The sequence below is a fragment of the Streptomyces sp. CoH27 genome (assembly GCF_020181035.1).
Classification (GTDB): domain Bacteria; phylum Actinomycetota; class Actinomycetes; order Streptomycetales; family Streptomycetaceae; genus Streptomyces; species Streptomyces camelliae.
On sequence record NZ_JAIQYY010000017.1, the window covers coordinates 48,412 to 62,784 of the forward strand.

The window sequence follows — 14,373 nt, forward strand, 5'->3', positions numbered from 1 at the left end:
CGCAGGTCATGGATGGTGCGAGTGGCCCTTGCCGAACCCGGCACCGTTACCGCCGTTGCCGCCGTCACCGCCGTTGCCGCCGTTGCCGCCGTCACCGCCGTGGCCGGACCGGCCGGGGTGGCCGTCGTCGTCACCGCCCTGGCCGTTGCCCGCACCCTTGCCCTTGCCGTTGCCGTTGCCCTGGTCGTCCCCGGTGCCGCCGGCCGCCGAGCCGGGGTCGGGCAGGATCACCTTGCAGTAGCGGCTCACCTGCGAGGACCCGCCCGCCAGGTTCGCCAGCGCGCGCAGGCGGCCGGAGTCCGGCGCCTTGCCGTCACGCAGATCCCGGCAGACCCGCGCGATGTCCTGCCAACCGGCGCCCGGCGCCCCCGAGCTGCTCCCCGCGCTCGGACTGCCGCTGCCGGCCGGGCTGCCGCCGGCGCCGAAGGCCGTGCCGGAGGCATCGCCCGAGGGTGCGCCGGGACTGCCGCTCGGCACGCCCGGACCGGGAGCCGAGGGGGCCGACGGGGAGGCGGAGGCGAGCGGTGTCCCGGAGGTCCGGTCGGCGGAGACGGAGGCGGCGGGGTCGGGCCGGTCGGGCCGGAACGTGTGCAGCACCCCGCCGCCGACGGCCATGGCGGCCCCGCCGAGCGTGCCCACGGTGAGCGCGGCGGCGAGCGCCAGGCGGGCCGGGCGGGCCCAGCGGGGGCGGCGCGGCCGGCCGGCCGGGGTTCCGGTACAGGCCGGGGCGCCGATGCGGATCAGGCCCGCGTCGGCGGGCGGGGCGGCCGCGCCGGAGCGCCGGCGGTGGGCTTCCTCGGCGAGGGCGGCGGCGGTCCGCTCGTCCTCGGCGGCCTCGCGGGCCTTGCGGAACGCGGCCAGGGCGGCCTGTTCGCCGGGGAGTTCACCAGTGGCCGGGGCCGCCTGCCCGGACAGCGCGCCGAGCACCTGGGCAAGGCGTTCGGCCTGGTCACGGGCGGAGGCGTCGACGGCTTCCAGCGACTCACCGTTCAGCAGACGTTCCGCCGTCTCACGGTTCAGCCACTTGTCCTGCTCGTCGGCCATCACATGTCCTTCTGCGTCCGCGCTCGCGTATGCGTCACAGTTGCGGACGACACCGCGCCACGGCGCGGTTCTCGCTGGGGTGGGAGCGCGTCGAGGGCGCCTGCCGATTCCGGATCGTCGCCGAGCAGCTCCGCGAGCCGCTTCAGACCTCGGTGCGCGGCGGTACGTACGGCACCGGCGCGTTTGCCGAGCGTCTCGGCGGCGGTCTTGGCGTCGAGGCCGACCACCACCCGCAGGACGACCGCCTCGGCCTGGTCCTGCGGGAGCCGCGCGATGAGGGAGAGGGTGCTGTCGGTGGCGAGGGCCTCCATGGCCTCGCCGGCCGTGTCGGACTCGGCGGCCCGGCCGGTCAGTTCCGTCTCGTCGCCGCCTATCGCGGGGCGGCGGCCGCGCATCCGTATGTGGTCCAGGGCGCGGTTGCGGGCGATCCGGGCGGCCCAGCCGCGGAACCGGTCGGCATCCCCGGTGAACCGGTCCAGGTCACGGGCGATCTGCAACCAGGCCTCGGAGGCGACGTCCTCGGCATCCGGGTCACCGACCAGGGTGCGGACGTATCCGAGCAGCCGTGGTTGTACGGCGCGGTACACCGTACGAAATGCGGCCTCGTCGCCGTCCTGTGCCGCACGCACCGCGGCGGTCAGCTCCGCGTCGTCCCCCAGCACCGCACTCCCTTACGCCTGTTTCCCGGTCCGGCGCGAAAGGCACGTTACGGCGTGAAAGCGGTTCTCGTCCATGTCCGTCGACGGGTCTGTAGACGATGCAACTATCTCGTGACCGGGCACGGAAGTACGCAGGGTGCGGGCCGGACGGGACCGGGGTGTGACAGAAAACGCACTCACGGCGCTGAAGAGAGTACGGGCCGTGCGCGGCCCGTCCGCGCGACGGCCGGGGCCTCTCCTGTGGGGGGTGGCGGCCCCGGCCGTTGCCGTCAGCTCTGTACTCCCAGCTCGCGGGCGAGACGTTTCAGCCCCCGGTGCGTGGCCGTCCGTACGGCGCCGGGCCGCTTGCCGAGGACGCGGGCGGCGGCCGGGCTGTCCAGGCCGACGACGACCCGCAGCAGTACCGCCTCCGCCTGGTCGCGGGGCAGCCCCTCGACCAGTTCGAGGGCGCGCACGGTGGACAGGGACTCCAGCGCCTGCTCGTGGGTGCTGTGCTGCGCGGGCAGGTCCAGTACGTCCTGTTCGAGCGCGGTCGCCCGGGGCCGTACCCGCTGTCTGCGCAGATGGTCCAGCGCCCGGTGCCGGGCGATGGTGGCGGTCCAGCCACGGAAGCCCGCGCCGTCGCCCGTGAACCGCCCCAGGTCACGGGCGATCTCCAGCCAGGCGTCGGAGGTCACGTCCTCGGCGTCGTCGCCGACGATGCCGCGCACATAGCCGAGCAGTCCCGGCTGGACGATCCGGTACGCGACCGCGAAGGCGGCCTCGTCGCCCTCCTGGGCCCGCGCGACGGCCTCCCTCAGCTCACCGTCGTACGCCCGCAGGCGCCGGCGTTCCCCTCCGTGGCCCAAGAACCGTCCTCGTCCGTACCGATGTCCTCGCGTTCCGCGTCTCCCCCAGCGACATCAGCGTCACGGCTCACATAAGTGTCACAGCCGGCCAGGAAGGGGCTTGAGCTGCTGCCGGACGCGGCCGCCCCTGTGGAGCACGTGCCGGTCAGGCTGCGGATCCGGGCGAACACCCCTGACCTCGCCGTGCCCACGGAGCCCGCGCCGGACCACACGCTCTTCGTCCACGTCGAACAGGTCGAGGCCGCGCGGGCCCCCTGGCCGGCCGCGCAGGTGGGGCAGCGGGTGATCGGCGACCTGGTGACGGCGCCCTGCTGACGGCTCGGCGGGCGGCTCAGCGGGCGGTGGCCGCGTCGCGGCACAGCAGGCGCAGCGAGCCGTGGCCGCCGTAGGCGCGGCGGGCCTCGTCGATGGGGTCCCAGATCCGGCCGTCGGGGGTGCGCACCCAGTACTCGCCGCCGGTCGCCCACCACTCGGCGCCGGTCTGGCGGACGATCACCTCGCCGGCGTAGGCGCCGAAGCCGCGCAGCGCGCTCTGGACGGCGCCGTGCGGCGGGCCCTCGCGGCGGATGTCCTCGATCATGCGGTCCACCCGCCACAGGCTCTGCGCCGAGTAGTCGAGCCGGACCCGGGCGCCCTCGCGCACCATCGCCACGGTGTCGGCGGCCCACCGCACCGGCTTCGCCGCGGCGTGCGGCCGGGTGTCCTGCTGTGCTGTCATGTCCTGGGCTGTCACATAGGGAAGAGCGACCCGGCGCGATCATCCGTCACGCGATTCGGGAACGTTTCGCCAACCGTCGCAGGACCGCCCCACGTCCGCCGCAGAGCGCTCACAGGATCGCCGTAGCCAGGCACTTACAGGGCGCTGCGCGCCCGCCGCGACACCACCGCGCGCAGCACCCGGCGGCCCTCGACCGACAGTTCCAGGGCGCCCCGCAGCCCGTGCTTGCCGTGTTCGGTGACCAGGTCCAGCACGGCCCGCTGGCGGCGCAGCTCCGCGGCGACCAGCGGTGGCAGCTCCTCGGTGGCGCCCGCGCGGCCGGCGTCGAGCCCGTCGACGGCGGAGGTGGCGTCCGCCGCGGGGTCGAGCAGCCGGTGGATGCGCAGGGAGGCGACCGAGCAGGCGTCGGCCCAGGGCCGTACCGCTTCGGCGGTGCGATCGGCCGGGGCCGCGTCCAGCATGCGGCGGGCCAGCCGCACGGCCTCGTCGTCCTCGGACTCCCCGGCGCCGAGGGTGTCCCGGGCCCGCGCCAGGCCCGGACCCCAGTCGGAGCCGTCGGCGAGGCTCGCCCACAGGGGGCGCAGCAGCTCGTCGTCGGCGCCGAGCAGCGGCAGGCACCGATCCAAACAAGCCAACCCGCTGGCGGCCAGTCCGCGTTCGTCGGCCTGCGCGATCCGTTCCACCAGGCTCATGGAAGCCTCCCTCGCCGGGGCGCCGCCTTTACGGAGCCCGCACTTCCCCTTACTGCGTGCGACAGCGCGGGAGTGTCACAGCAGTAAGGTTTCAGCCAAAGGCCGGAGCCGGGGCCTGGGCCAGCGCCTGACCCGCGAGGGCCTTGCGGTGCTGCATCCGGGTCAGCCGGACGACCACCACGATGGCGAGGACGCCGGCCGCGACGTCGACCGCGTCGGAGAACAGCATCTGCTCGACGGCGTTCCGCAGCAGTCTCGCCGAGTGGTGGGCGGCTTCCATGCTCACGTTCGCGATGTAGCCGGTGAGGAGGCCGACGATCCACAGCGTCCACCAGGCGTTGACCCACCCGTGCCCGGTCCGCGCGCCCCAGGGCACGCTGGCGTCCCAGGTGTCCAGGACGACCCGGCGCGGGAACCACAGGTTGACGACCGGGCAGAACCAGCCGCCGATCACCCAGCCGCGCCGCATGCTGTGCGCGGACTGGTCGAACGCCTCGGAGTTCACCCGCACCCGCCACAGCCAGCACAGGTAGACGACGGCCGTCGCTATCAGCGTCCACGCCTGGGCGTGGCCGGCGGCGTTGTTCAGAGTGTCGGCCTGCTGGGCCCGGTGCACGATGCCTTCGCCCCTCACGCCGTCGACGAAGTCACCGAGGACGTTCATCTCCTGCACGTCCGCGACGCAGGCGAACAGATCCGTGGCGATGGCCAGTCCCAGCAGAGCGGCGGTGGCCCGGCCGAGCCCGACGGGCGAGCGGAGCACGGCACCGGGCACGAACGGCGGTGCGGGCGGCGGTGCGGGCACCGGTGCGGACGGTGCGGGCATGGGTGAGGTCACGAAGAGGTCCCCCCGGACGGCGATGGCGGCTGACGCGCGGCCTCCCCTGGCCGCACAGCGCGAACACCGGAACATACGGCCGAACGGCGCCGCGCGTCCACCCGGTTGCGGTCGGCCCGATTCCGTCGGCCCGGCTCCGCTCAGCCCGGCTCCGCTCAGCCCAGCCGGTTCGCCAGCGCCTGGAAGTCCGCCCAGGACAGCGACGGCCTGCCGGGGTCCCACAGCTTCTGCACCGTGGCCCGCAGCGGCATCCGGATCCCCGCCGCGACCTGCGCCTCGCTCTGGGCGTTCGGGAAGTCGCACCAGACCGCGAACGACCCGCCGAGGATCTGCCCGTCGTACCGCGCCGGTACGGCGGCCGTGCCGCGCAGCACCCGCGGGTTCCACTGCTCGTAGATCCGCTGTCCGGTCGGGTAGACGAAGGTCTGCGGCTGGCCGAGGACGTAGTAGAGGAACTCGTCGTTGTAGTTGAGGACCTTCCGGCCCGCGCTCAGATAGTCCGCCGGCGGCCGGGCGCCCAGCTCCTTGCCGGTCCAGTACGCCACCTGGAGGTCCCCCGCGGCCTGCACGGACGTCCCGCGGTAGAAGCCGTCGTTCCAGGCCCGCAGGGTCCTGCCGTGGGCGCGGACGGTGCCGGCGCGGTCGTTCAGCCAGCCGGTGGCGAGGTCGGCGACCGTGCCGCCGGAGCCGTACGACTTCCGCGCGGCGGCCGCGAGCTGCGGATACAGGGCCTGCGGGTCCTTGGCCGTCAGCGCCTGGTACTCGTCGCCGCCGAGGTGCCACTGGTCGCCGGTGAACAGGCCCGCGTACTCGTTCAGCAGATCGTCGACGAGCTTCGCGGAGGCGTCCTTGGAGATGTCGATCGCGCCCTTCGCCGGCACGTCGTTCACGTTGCGCAGCCGCAGATCCGGGTGCGCGGCGAGCACGGCCCCCAGATGCCCCGGCGAGTCGATCTCGGGCACGACCGTGATGTGCCGGCTGTCCGCCAGCTCCACGATCCGCTTGACCTGCGCCGTGGTGAGGTGGTCCGCGGACACGATCTCGGGGTGGCCGGCGGACTCGATCCGGAAGGCCTGGTCATCGGAGAAGTGCAGTCCCAGCTCGTTGAACTTGAGGTCCCCCAACTCCCGTATCCGGTCCTCGATCCAGGACTCGGAGAATGGTTTGCGCGCGATGTCCAGCATGAACCCACGTACCGGTTTGGCCGGTTCATCCCGTACGACCCCCTCCGGTGCCGTACCGCCGCCGTGGACCTCCTGCTTCAGCGTGCGGGTGCCGTAGAAGACACCGGCCTCGCCGGGCCCGCTGATGTCGACCCGCCCCTCGCGGACGGTCATGCTGTACGACTCCTGGTTCCCGCCCCCGCCACCGAGCGCGAGCCGCACGTCCCCCGCCCGCACGTCGTCCTTCTCCCCCGCGTAGGTGAGCCCGAGCTCCTCGGCCAGCAGCCGCCCCTCGTCGGCCAGCTCGGCGTCGCTCACCACCACCCGGTCGGCCTTCCGCGGCTGCCAGCCGGGCCCGCGCGCCGGGGTGAAGGCGCTGACCGCGGGGATCGTCCGGGGCGCCTGGGACAGCGGATAGGACCGGCTCGGCGTGGGACTCGCGGAGGAAGGTGCGGCCGCCGTACCGGAGCCGGTCCCGGCCGCCCGTCCGGAGGACGACGGGACCGCGCTCCCCTCCGCCTTCTTTCCGTCACCGCCGCCGGAGGAGGCCCACACGCCGACCCCCGTGCCGAGTGCGACGGTCCCGACGAACGCGGCGGCCACCACGGCCCGTTTCCGTACCACCTGCCGCGCCGAAACACGGCGCCTGTGCTGGGTCACCCTGCCAACCTACGACCGTTCCGCCGTTCACCCGTCACTCAGAAGTTCTGAAACTCTTCCGTACGAGTGAAATTCAGGCATCTCACGGACACGCTGTGACCACTCTCGATAACCTGACGACACACCTTTCACAGCACATCCCCTGCCGCACCCATGTGACGCGAGGACCCACGCTGCCCGCCCACCGCCTCCCCTCTCTCCCCAAGCCCCTGGACGCCTTCAACACGGCACCCGCCGACGAGGCCCGCGCCCTCCTCCTGCACTGCCTGCACAGCCTGCGCTGGTCCCACCGCATCACCGACCACCGCCCCTACCCCGACCTGGACTCTCTCCTGGCGGCAGCGGACGAGGCGGCGTACGACCTGTCACCGGCCGACTTGTCGGAGGCGCTGGCGGGAGAGTCACTCCCCGAACTGCCCGAAGGCACGTACTCGGCGGCCCACATGGCCCTGAGCGCGGCCCACGCGGCCTACGAGGCCCGGTTCGGACACGCGTTCGTCATCTATCTGGGTGACGTCCACTCGGACGAGGCCCTCGACCGCATCCTCGAAGCCATCCGATCACGATTGACAAACGATCCGGAGGAGGAACGGGTAGTGGCGGCGGAGGAACTCCGGCGCCTTGCCGGAGGGAGACTCGCAGCCTGCTTGCGGAACCCCGGCCGTAACCCATCCGGTGCCAGTTTGATCACACAGGTAGGCCCCCCGTAAGCGCCGCCGCGCCGCATGGATACCATGCAGAGGGCCGGTGGACCGTACCCGGCCGGGCCCGACCGACACCGAAGCCGGCGCGGCCCTAGTCCCCGCTCCCGGAGGGTTCTTCCGTGCCGGCTGGAACGCTGTACCGCGGCCGGGAAGGAATGTGGTCCTGGGTGGCTCACCGAGTCACCGGCGTCCTCATCTTCTTCTTCCTGTTCGTTCACGTGCTGGACACCGCTCTCGTGCGTGTCTCCCCCGAGGACTACGACAAGGTCGTAGCCACGTACAAGACGCCGATCGTCGCGCTGCTGGAGTACGGCCTCGTCGCCGCCATCCTCTTCCACGCGCTCAACGGCCTGCGCGTCATCGCCGTCGACTTCTGGTCGAAGGGCCCGCGCTACCAGAAGCAGATGTTCTGGACCGTGATGGGCGTGTGGATCGTCCTGATGGTCGGGGCCATCTACCCCGTCCTCGGTCACGCCGCTCGTGTTCTGTTCGGGAGCTGACGCCCATGTCCGCCACTGAAACCACCGCGTCCGGTATCGGCCCCGTCGAGGGCGGCGCCGTCTACACCGTCGACAACCCGGCCCCGCTGATCGAGGCCCCGCGCAAGCGCACGAAGAAGACCCCGAAGTCGACCCGGGGCAACTTCGAGCTGGCCGCCTGGCTGTTCATGCGCCTGTCCGGCATCGTGCTGGTCGTCCTGGTCCTCGGCCACCTGCTGATCCAGCTCGTGCTGGACGGCGGTGTCTCCAAGATCGGCTTCGCCTTCGTGGCCGGCCGCTGGGCGAGCCCCTTCTGGCAGGTCTGGGACCTCCTCATGCTCTGGCTCGCGATGCTGCACGGCGCCAACGGCCTGCGCACGGTCATCAACGACTACGCGGAGCGTGCCGCCTCCCGCATGTGGCTGAAGGCTCTGCTCTACACCGCCACGGTGTTCACCATCCTGCTGGGCACGCTGGTGATCTTCACCTTCGACCCGAACATCCGCTAGGCACGGGGCTGCGAGAATCATGAAGATCCACAAGTACGACACCGTCATCGTCGGCGCCGGTGGCGCGGGCATGCGCGCCGCCATCGAGGCGACGAAGCGCAGCCGCACCGCCGTGCTGACCAAGCTCTACCCCACCCGCTCCCACACGGGCGCCGCGCAGGGCGGTATGGCCGCCGCGCTCGCCAACGTGGAGGAGGACAACTGGGAGTGGCACACCTTCGACACGGTCAAGGGCGGTGACTACCTGGTCGACCAGGACGCCGCCGAGATCCTGGCGAAGGAGGCCATCGACGCCGTCCTCGACCTGGAGAAGATGGGCCTGCCGTTCAACCGCACCAAGGACGGCACGATCGACCAGCGCCGGTTCGGCGGTCACAGCCGTAACCACGGCGAGGCCCCGGTCCGCCGGTCCTGCTACGCCGCGGACCGCACCGGCCACATGATCCTCCAGACGCTGTACCAGAACTGCGTCAAGGAAGGCGTGGAGTTCTTCAACGAGTTCTACGTCCTGGACCAGCTGATCACCGAGGAGGACGGCGTCCGGAAGTCCGCCGGTGTGGTGGCCTACGAGCTGGCGACCGGTGAGATCCACATCTTCCAGGCGAAGGCCGTCATCTACGCCTCCGGCGGCACCGGCAAGTTCTTCAAGGTGACCTCCAACGCGCACACCCTCACCGGTGACGGCCAGGCGGCCGTCTACCGTCGGGGTCTGCCGCTGGAGGACATGGAGTTCTTCCAGTTCCACCCGACCGGCATCTGGCGCATGGGCATCCTGCTGACGGAGGGCGCCCGTGGTGAGGGCGGCATCCTCCGCAACAAGGACGGCGAGCGCTTCATGGAGAAGTACGCGCCGGTCATGAAGGACCTCGCGTCCCGTGACGTCGTCTCCCGCTCCATCTACACGGAGATCCGCGAGGGCCGCGGCTGCGGTCCCGAGGGCGACCACGTCTACCTGGACCTCACCCACCTCCCGCCGGAGCAGCTGGACGCCAAGCTGCCCGACATCACCGAGTTCGCGCGGACGTACCTGGGCATCGAGCCGTACACGGACCCGATCCCGATCCAGCCGACCGCGCACTACGCGATGGGCGGCATCCCGACGAACGTCGAGGGTGAGGTCCTGGCGGACAACACCACCGTCGTCCCGGGCCTGTACGCGGCCGGCGAGGTCGCCTGTGTGTCCGTGCACGGCGCCAACCGCCTCGGCACCAACTCGCTGCTGGACATCAACGTCTTCGGCCGCCGCGCGGGCATCGCCGCCGCCGAGTACGCCCACAAGGCGGACTTCGTCGAGCTGCCGGAGAACCCGGAGGCGTTCGTCGTCGAGCAGATCGAGCGGCTGCGCAACTCCACCGGCAACGAGCGGGTGGCCACGATCCGTCGCGAGCTGCAGGAGACCATGGACGCCAACGTCATGGTGTTCCGCACCGAGCAGACGATCAAGACGGCCGTCGAGAAGATCGCCGAGCTGCGCGAGCGCTACAAGAACGTGGCGATCCAGGACAAGGGCAAGCGGTTCAACACGGACCTGCTGGAGGCCATCGAGCTGGGCAACCTGCTCGACCTGGCCGAGGTCATGGCCGTCTCCGCCCTGGCCCGCAAGGAGTCCCGCGGCGGTCACTACCGCGAGGACTACCCCAACCGCGACGACGTCAACTTCATGCGCCACACCATGGCGTACCGCGAGGTGGGCGACGACGGCGCCGAGTCCATCCGTCTCGACTACAAGCCGGTCGTCCAGACCCGCTACCAGCCGATGGAGCGTAAGTACTGATGGCTACCCCTGTCATGGACAAGGTGGAGGCGAACTCCGCCGCGTCCCCGTACATCACGGTCACCTTCCGGGTCCGGCGCTTCAACCCGGAGGTCTCGGGCGAGGCGACCTGGGAAGACTTCCAGCTGGAGATCGACCCGAAGGAGCGTGTCCTCGACGGCCTCCACAAGATCAAGTGGGACGTCGACGGCACCCTCACCTTCCGCCGCTCGTGCGCGCACGGCATCTGCGGCTCGGACGCGATGCGGATCAACGGCAAGAACCGCCTTGCCTGCAAGACGCTGATCAAGGACATCAACCCCGAGAAGCCGATCACGATCGAGCCCATCAAGGGCCTGACGGTCCTGAAGGACCTGGTCGTGGACATGGAGCCGTTCTTCCAGGCGTACCGGGACGTCATGCCGTTCCTGGTCACCAAGGACACGAACGAGCCGACGCGTGAGCGTCTGCAGTCGGCGGAGGACCGCGAGCGCTTCGACGACACGACGAAGTGCATCCTCTGCGCCGCCTGCACCAGCTCCTGCCCGGTGTTCTGGAACGACGGCCAGTACTTCGGCCCGGCCGCGATCGTGAACGCCCACCGCTTCATCTTCGACAGCCGTGACGAGGCGGGCGAGCAGCGCCTGGAGATCCTGAACGACCGTGACGGCGTGTGGCGTTGCCGTACGACCTTCAACTGCACGGACGCCTGCCCGCGCGGTATCGAGGTCACCAAGGCGATCCAGGAAGTCAAGCGCGCCCTGATCACGCGCCGCTACTGATCCTTGCCGATCCTTCCGGCCCTGGTGCCGGCGAGGGCCCCGTTTCCCACCCGGAAGCGGGGCCCTCGGGCGTTTTGGCCGGGATTCCCCGTCGGCCGGTTCTAATCTGACGACATGTCAGACGATGAGTCGTACGAGCTGCTCGGCTTCGACAACGTGCTGCTGCCCGTCGGGGATCTCGGGGCGGCCATCGGGTTCTACGAGCGGGCCGGGTTCGGGGTGGGGTTCCGGTTCGACGAGGGCGGAATCGCCTTGCTGCGGGTCGGCAAGGAGACGCCGGGGATTCTGCTGCGAGTCGAGGAGGAGCTGGGGCACCGGACGCCGCCGTGGCCCTCGGCCCGGGTGTGGGTGGAGGTGACGGACGCGCGGGTGGCGGCGCGAAGGCTGGCCGCCGCCGGGATCACGCTGCTGGACGAGGCGTTCCCGACCGCCACCGGCTGGACCGTGGAGATCGCCGACCCGTGGGGGAACGTCGTCGGCTTCACCGACTACACCAAGCGGCCGGAGCTGGGACGCAGGGGCTGACCGTGGGCTTACCGGCACTGGCTAGGCTTCTCTACCGTGCCCGCAACGAACAGCAGCAAGTCCGAGCAGACCCGCGCGCTGATCCTGGAGACCGCGATGCGGTTGTTCCAGGAGCGCGGGTACGACAAGACCACCATGCGGGCCATCGCCGAGGAGGCCGGCGTCTCCGTCGGCAACGCCTACTACTACTTCGCGGGCAAGGAGCACCTGATCCAGGGCTTCTACGACCGGATCGCCGCCGAGCAGCAGGCGGCCGTCCGGGAGGTCCTGGACCGGGAGACCGACCTGGAGGCACGGCTCGCGGGGGTGCTGACCGTGTGGCTCGACATCGCGCGGCCGTACCACGAGTTCGCCGTGCAGTTCTTCAAGAACGCCGCCGATCCCGACAGCCCGCTCAGCCCCTTCTCGCCGGAGAGCGCGCCCGCGCGGGAGCAGGCGATCGCCATCCACCGGGAGGTGCTGGCCGGCTCGAAGTCCAAGGTTCCGGCCGAACTCCGCGACGTACTCCCGGAGTTGATGTGGCTCGCCCAGATGGGGCTGGTCCTGTACTGGGTCTTCGACCGGACCGAGGGGCGCGAGCGCAGTTACCGGCTCGCGCGGCGCGGGGCCCGGCTGACCTCCCGCGGTGTCACGCTCGCCCGGTTCCGGGTGCTGCGGCCCCTGGTCCTGGAGATCCATGAGCTGTTCACGGACTTCCTGCCGGGCATGACGAGGGCGCTGCCGGATCCGGGGCGTAAGGGCCGGGAGGGCGAGTGATCACTTTCGGGTGAACGCGCGGGAACAGGACACCCGGGGTGTCGCCTGCCTACGATGATGCTCTCGACACCAGCCCACGGGAGGCACCTGATGTCCGCAGCAGCCGTCGAGCGGCCCCATGGCGAGCGTCCGCTGATCGCGCAGGCCAACCGGCTCATGGAGCGCAACCCGGGCTACCGCGTCGAGATCATCGGAGGCCAGATTCTCGTGAGCCCAGCACCGGACGGCCCCCACTCCGAGGCCCTGATGCTCTTCGCAGCTCCTTTCCTGCAACTGGGTCTCGTGAGAGCACTGCCGGGAATCGGTCTCTGGCTGCCCACCGGTCCAGAGGACTACGTCATCCCCGATCTGTCCGTGGTCGACGACGACTACCGTGACCACCTGGTGGAGAACAGCTGCTACGACCCGGCCTGTTTCCGCCTGGTCATGGAGGTCACCTCCAGCAACTGGAGGACGGACCTACGTGACAAGGTCACCTGTTACGCCAAGGCCAAGGTCCCGGTCTACGTCATCGTCGACCGCCGCCACCAGCGCCTCCATCTCCTCACCGGCCCGGTGGCCGACCGCTACAAGACCCACGGCATCCACCTTCCCGGCGAACTCGTGACCCTTCCCGAATCCGTCGGCGGCAAGGTCACCCTGGATGTGGCCCAGCTCCTCCAAGCCGGCCACAGCTGAGGCCTCCTGCCCATCAGATCCAGTTCAGCCGCCACAACCGGAACACGCCCGTGCCGTCGTCCAGGTACTGGCCGCCGCCCACGTCCTCGGTGCTGACGACGAACTCCTTGCGCTGCCACAGCGGGATCAGCGGGACGTCCTGGGCGACGTCGGACTGGATGTCCTTGAAGTCGTTCACGGCCCGGCTGCGGTCGGCGTACTGCTGGCTGTCCTGGATGAGATGGTCGACGACCTTGTTGCTGTAGCCGGTGCTCATCGTGGAGCCGGTGCCGACGAGCGCGGCGCCGAAGGTGTCCGGGTCGGGATAGTCGGCCACCCAGCCGACCGCCCAGGCGTCCATCTTCCCGGCGGCCCAGCGCTTCTGGAAGTCGGTCCACTCATAGCCCTGGACGTCCACCTGGAACAGGCCACCCGACTCCAGCTGCTGCTTCAGGGCAGCGGCCTCCTCCTTGCCCGCGCCCCGGCCGACGCCGTAGCCGAGGGTGAAGCGCACCGGCAGGCTGACGCCGGCCTGGGTGAGCAGGGCGCGGGCCTTGGAGACGGACTGCGTCGAGTAGACGTCGAAGAACGATGTGGTGTGGCCGGTGATGCCGGTCGGGATCAGCGAGTACAGCGGGTCGACCGTGCCCTGGTAGACCGTCGCGGCCAGCTGCTCGCGGTTGACCAGCCAGGCCATCGCGCGGCGCACCCGTACGTCGTGCAGCGGGGAGCTGGCGCGGGTGTTGAGGTACAGGTTGCGGGTCTCGGAGCTGTCGGACTCGGTGACGCGCTTGTTGGGGTCGCTCGGGTTCAGCTGCGCGAGCACGTTCGGCGACAGGTTCCGGGTGGCGACGTCGACCTGCCCGTCCTTCCAGGCGCTGTCCAGCTTCGCGGAGTCGGTGTAGTAGCGCAGCTCGACCGGGCGGCCGGTGCCGGTGATGTCGCCCTTGTAGGTCCCGTTCGGCGCGAGGACGGCCTTCTGGTCCTTGGTGTACGACGTCAGCCTGTACGGCCCGGTGCCGTCGACGTCGGTGCCCTTGCGCAGGGAGTCGGCCGGGTACTTGTCCTTGTCGACGATCGACCCGGCACCGGTGGCGACCTTCAGCGGCCAGGTGGCGTCCGCGGAGGACAGGTGGAAGGTGACGGTGGTGGCGCTGTCGGCGGTCACCGAGGCGAGCGTGGAGAACAGCGACGACGGGCCGACATCGGAGTTGATCTTCTTCATCCGGTCGAAGGAGTACTTCACGTCCTCGGCCGTCATCGCGCGCCCGCTCGGGAAGGTGATGCCGGAGCGCAGGGTGCACTGGTACGTCTTCAGGTCCGCGCCCTGGAAGGCGCAGCTCTGCGCGGCGTCCGGGACCGGGGTGACCCCGCCCGGCTCGAACGTCAGCAGCGACTGGAAGACATTGCTGAACAGGGCCCAGGAACCTGCGTCGTACGCGCCCGCCGGGTCCAGGTCAGTGACGGCGTCCGTCGTACCGACCGTGATCGTCTTGTTCTTGTTCTGCTGCGTCGGCAGCAGTTGCCAGCCGCCGATTCCCACGACCGCGAGCACGAGCAGCGTCACGAGAATGCGCATGCGAACA

The 14,373-nt window shown here is 70.7% G+C and carries 17 protein-coding genes; 9 read left to right on the forward strand and 8 right to left on the reverse strand.

The features are described from left to right. Window positions 1–6: 6 nt before the first annotated feature. The 3 genes from LE548_RS27460 to LE548_RS27470 form a co-directional block, all read right to left on the reverse strand. Window positions 7–1,044 carry a hypothetical protein gene (locus LE548_RS27460; protein WP_225099642.1) on the reverse strand — a complete coding sequence of 346 codons (1,038 nt, stop codon included), beginning with the start codon at window positions 1,042–1,044 and terminating at the stop codon, window positions 7–9. Next, window positions 1,044–1,706, reverse strand: a complete 663-nt coding sequence (locus LE548_RS27465) for an RNA polymerase sigma factor (RefSeq protein WP_225099643.1) — start codon at window positions 1,704–1,706, stop codon at window positions 1,044–1,046. Before LE548_RS27465 ends, LE548_RS27460 begins: the two co-directional genes overlap by 1 nt. Window positions 1,707–1,972: 266 nt before the next feature. Further along, window positions 1,973–2,551, reverse strand: coding sequence for an RNA polymerase sigma factor (locus tag LE548_RS27470; RefSeq protein ID WP_225099644.1), 579 nt, complete (start codon window positions 2,549–2,551; stop codon window positions 1,973–1,975). A 75-nt stretch (window positions 2,552–2,626) separates the two neighbouring features. Between LE548_RS27470 and LE548_RS27475 the strand changes: the two genes are divergently transcribed. After that, on the forward strand, window positions 2,627–2,866 hold the full coding sequence (locus LE548_RS27475) for a hypothetical protein (protein ID WP_225099645.1): 240 nt from the start codon (window positions 2,627–2,629) through the stop codon (window positions 2,864–2,866). A gap of 16 nt (window positions 2,867–2,882) precedes the next feature. On the opposite strand, the gene LE548_RS27480 is transcribed toward LE548_RS27475, so the two are convergent. From LE548_RS27480 to LE548_RS27495, 4 genes are all read right to left on the reverse strand, one after another. Continuing rightward, entirely contained in the window at window positions 2,883–3,269 is a 387-nt protein-coding gene (locus LE548_RS27480; protein WP_225099646.1) for a hypothetical protein, read from the reverse strand. A gap of 134 nt (window positions 3,270–3,403) precedes the next feature. Continuing rightward, window positions 3,404–3,961, reverse strand: coding sequence for a hypothetical protein (locus tag LE548_RS27485; RefSeq protein WP_225099647.1), 558 nt, complete (start codon window positions 3,959–3,961; stop codon window positions 3,404–3,406). A gap of 91 nt (window positions 3,962–4,052) precedes the next feature. After that, window positions 4,053–4,799 (reverse strand): DUF4328 domain-containing protein, encoded by a 747-nt coding sequence (locus tag LE548_RS27490; RefSeq protein WP_225099648.1) that lies wholly within the window; start codon window positions 4,797–4,799, stop codon window positions 4,053–4,055. 155 nt (window positions 4,800–4,954) lie between these two features. After that, window positions 4,955–6,622: a glycoside hydrolase family 20 protein gene (locus LE548_RS27495; RefSeq protein ID WP_374116181.1), complete on the reverse strand. Its 1,668-nt coding sequence runs from the start codon at window positions 6,620–6,622 to the stop codon at window positions 4,955–4,957. Window positions 6,623–6,777: 155 nt separating this feature from the next. On the opposite strand from LE548_RS27495, the gene LE548_RS27500 reads away from it, so the two are divergent. From LE548_RS27500 to LE548_RS27535, 8 genes are all read left to right on the forward strand, one after another. Further along, window positions 6,778–7,332: a 2-oxo-4-hydroxy-4-carboxy-5-ureidoimidazoline decarboxylase gene (locus tag LE548_RS27500; RefSeq protein ID WP_225099778.1), complete on the forward strand. Its 555-nt coding sequence runs from the start codon at window positions 6,778–6,780 to the stop codon at window positions 7,330–7,332. A 113-nt stretch (window positions 7,333–7,445) separates the two neighbouring features. Continuing rightward, a complete protein-coding gene (sdhC, locus tag LE548_RS27505) occupies window positions 7,446–7,826 on the forward strand; it encodes a succinate dehydrogenase, cytochrome b556 subunit (RefSeq protein ID WP_225099649.1) in 381 nt (126 codons plus the stop codon). A gap of 5 nt (window positions 7,827–7,831) precedes the next feature. Continuing rightward, window positions 7,832–8,314: a succinate dehydrogenase hydrophobic membrane anchor subunit gene (locus LE548_RS27510; protein WP_225099650.1), complete on the forward strand. Its 483-nt coding sequence runs from the start codon at window positions 7,832–7,834 to the stop codon at window positions 8,312–8,314. Between the two features lie 19 nt (window positions 8,315–8,333). After that, on the forward strand, window positions 8,334–10,088 hold the full coding sequence (gene sdhA / locus LE548_RS27515; RefSeq protein WP_225099651.1) for a succinate dehydrogenase flavoprotein subunit: 1,755 nt from the start codon (window positions 8,334–8,336) through the stop codon (window positions 10,086–10,088). Then, on the forward strand, window positions 10,088–10,849 hold the full coding sequence (locus LE548_RS27520) for a succinate dehydrogenase iron-sulfur subunit (RefSeq protein ID WP_225099652.1): 762 nt from the start codon (window positions 10,088–10,090) through the stop codon (window positions 10,847–10,849). Before sdhA ends, LE548_RS27520 begins: the two co-directional genes overlap by 1 nt. A 114-nt stretch (window positions 10,850–10,963) precedes the next feature. Continuing rightward, window positions 10,964–11,374: a VOC family protein gene (locus tag LE548_RS27525; RefSeq protein WP_225099653.1), complete on the forward strand. Its 411-nt coding sequence runs from the start codon at window positions 10,964–10,966 to the stop codon at window positions 11,372–11,374. Window positions 11,375–11,410: 36 nt separating this feature from the next. Beyond that, a complete protein-coding gene (locus tag LE548_RS27530; RefSeq protein ID WP_308030672.1) occupies window positions 11,411–12,130 on the forward strand; it encodes a TetR family transcriptional regulator in 720 nt (239 codons plus the stop codon). A gap of 90 nt (window positions 12,131–12,220) precedes the next feature. Further along, on the forward strand, window positions 12,221–12,808 hold the full coding sequence (locus tag LE548_RS27535) for a Uma2 family endonuclease (RefSeq protein WP_225099654.1): 588 nt from the start codon (window positions 12,221–12,223) through the stop codon (window positions 12,806–12,808). Window positions 12,809–12,821: 13 nt separating this feature from the next. On the opposite strand, the gene LE548_RS27540 is transcribed toward LE548_RS27535, so the two are convergent. Next, a complete protein-coding gene (locus LE548_RS27540) occupies window positions 12,822–14,366 on the reverse strand; it encodes an ABC transporter substrate-binding protein (protein ID WP_225099655.1) in 1,545 nt (514 codons plus the stop codon). Between the last annotated feature and the right edge of the window lie 7 nt (window positions 14,367–14,373).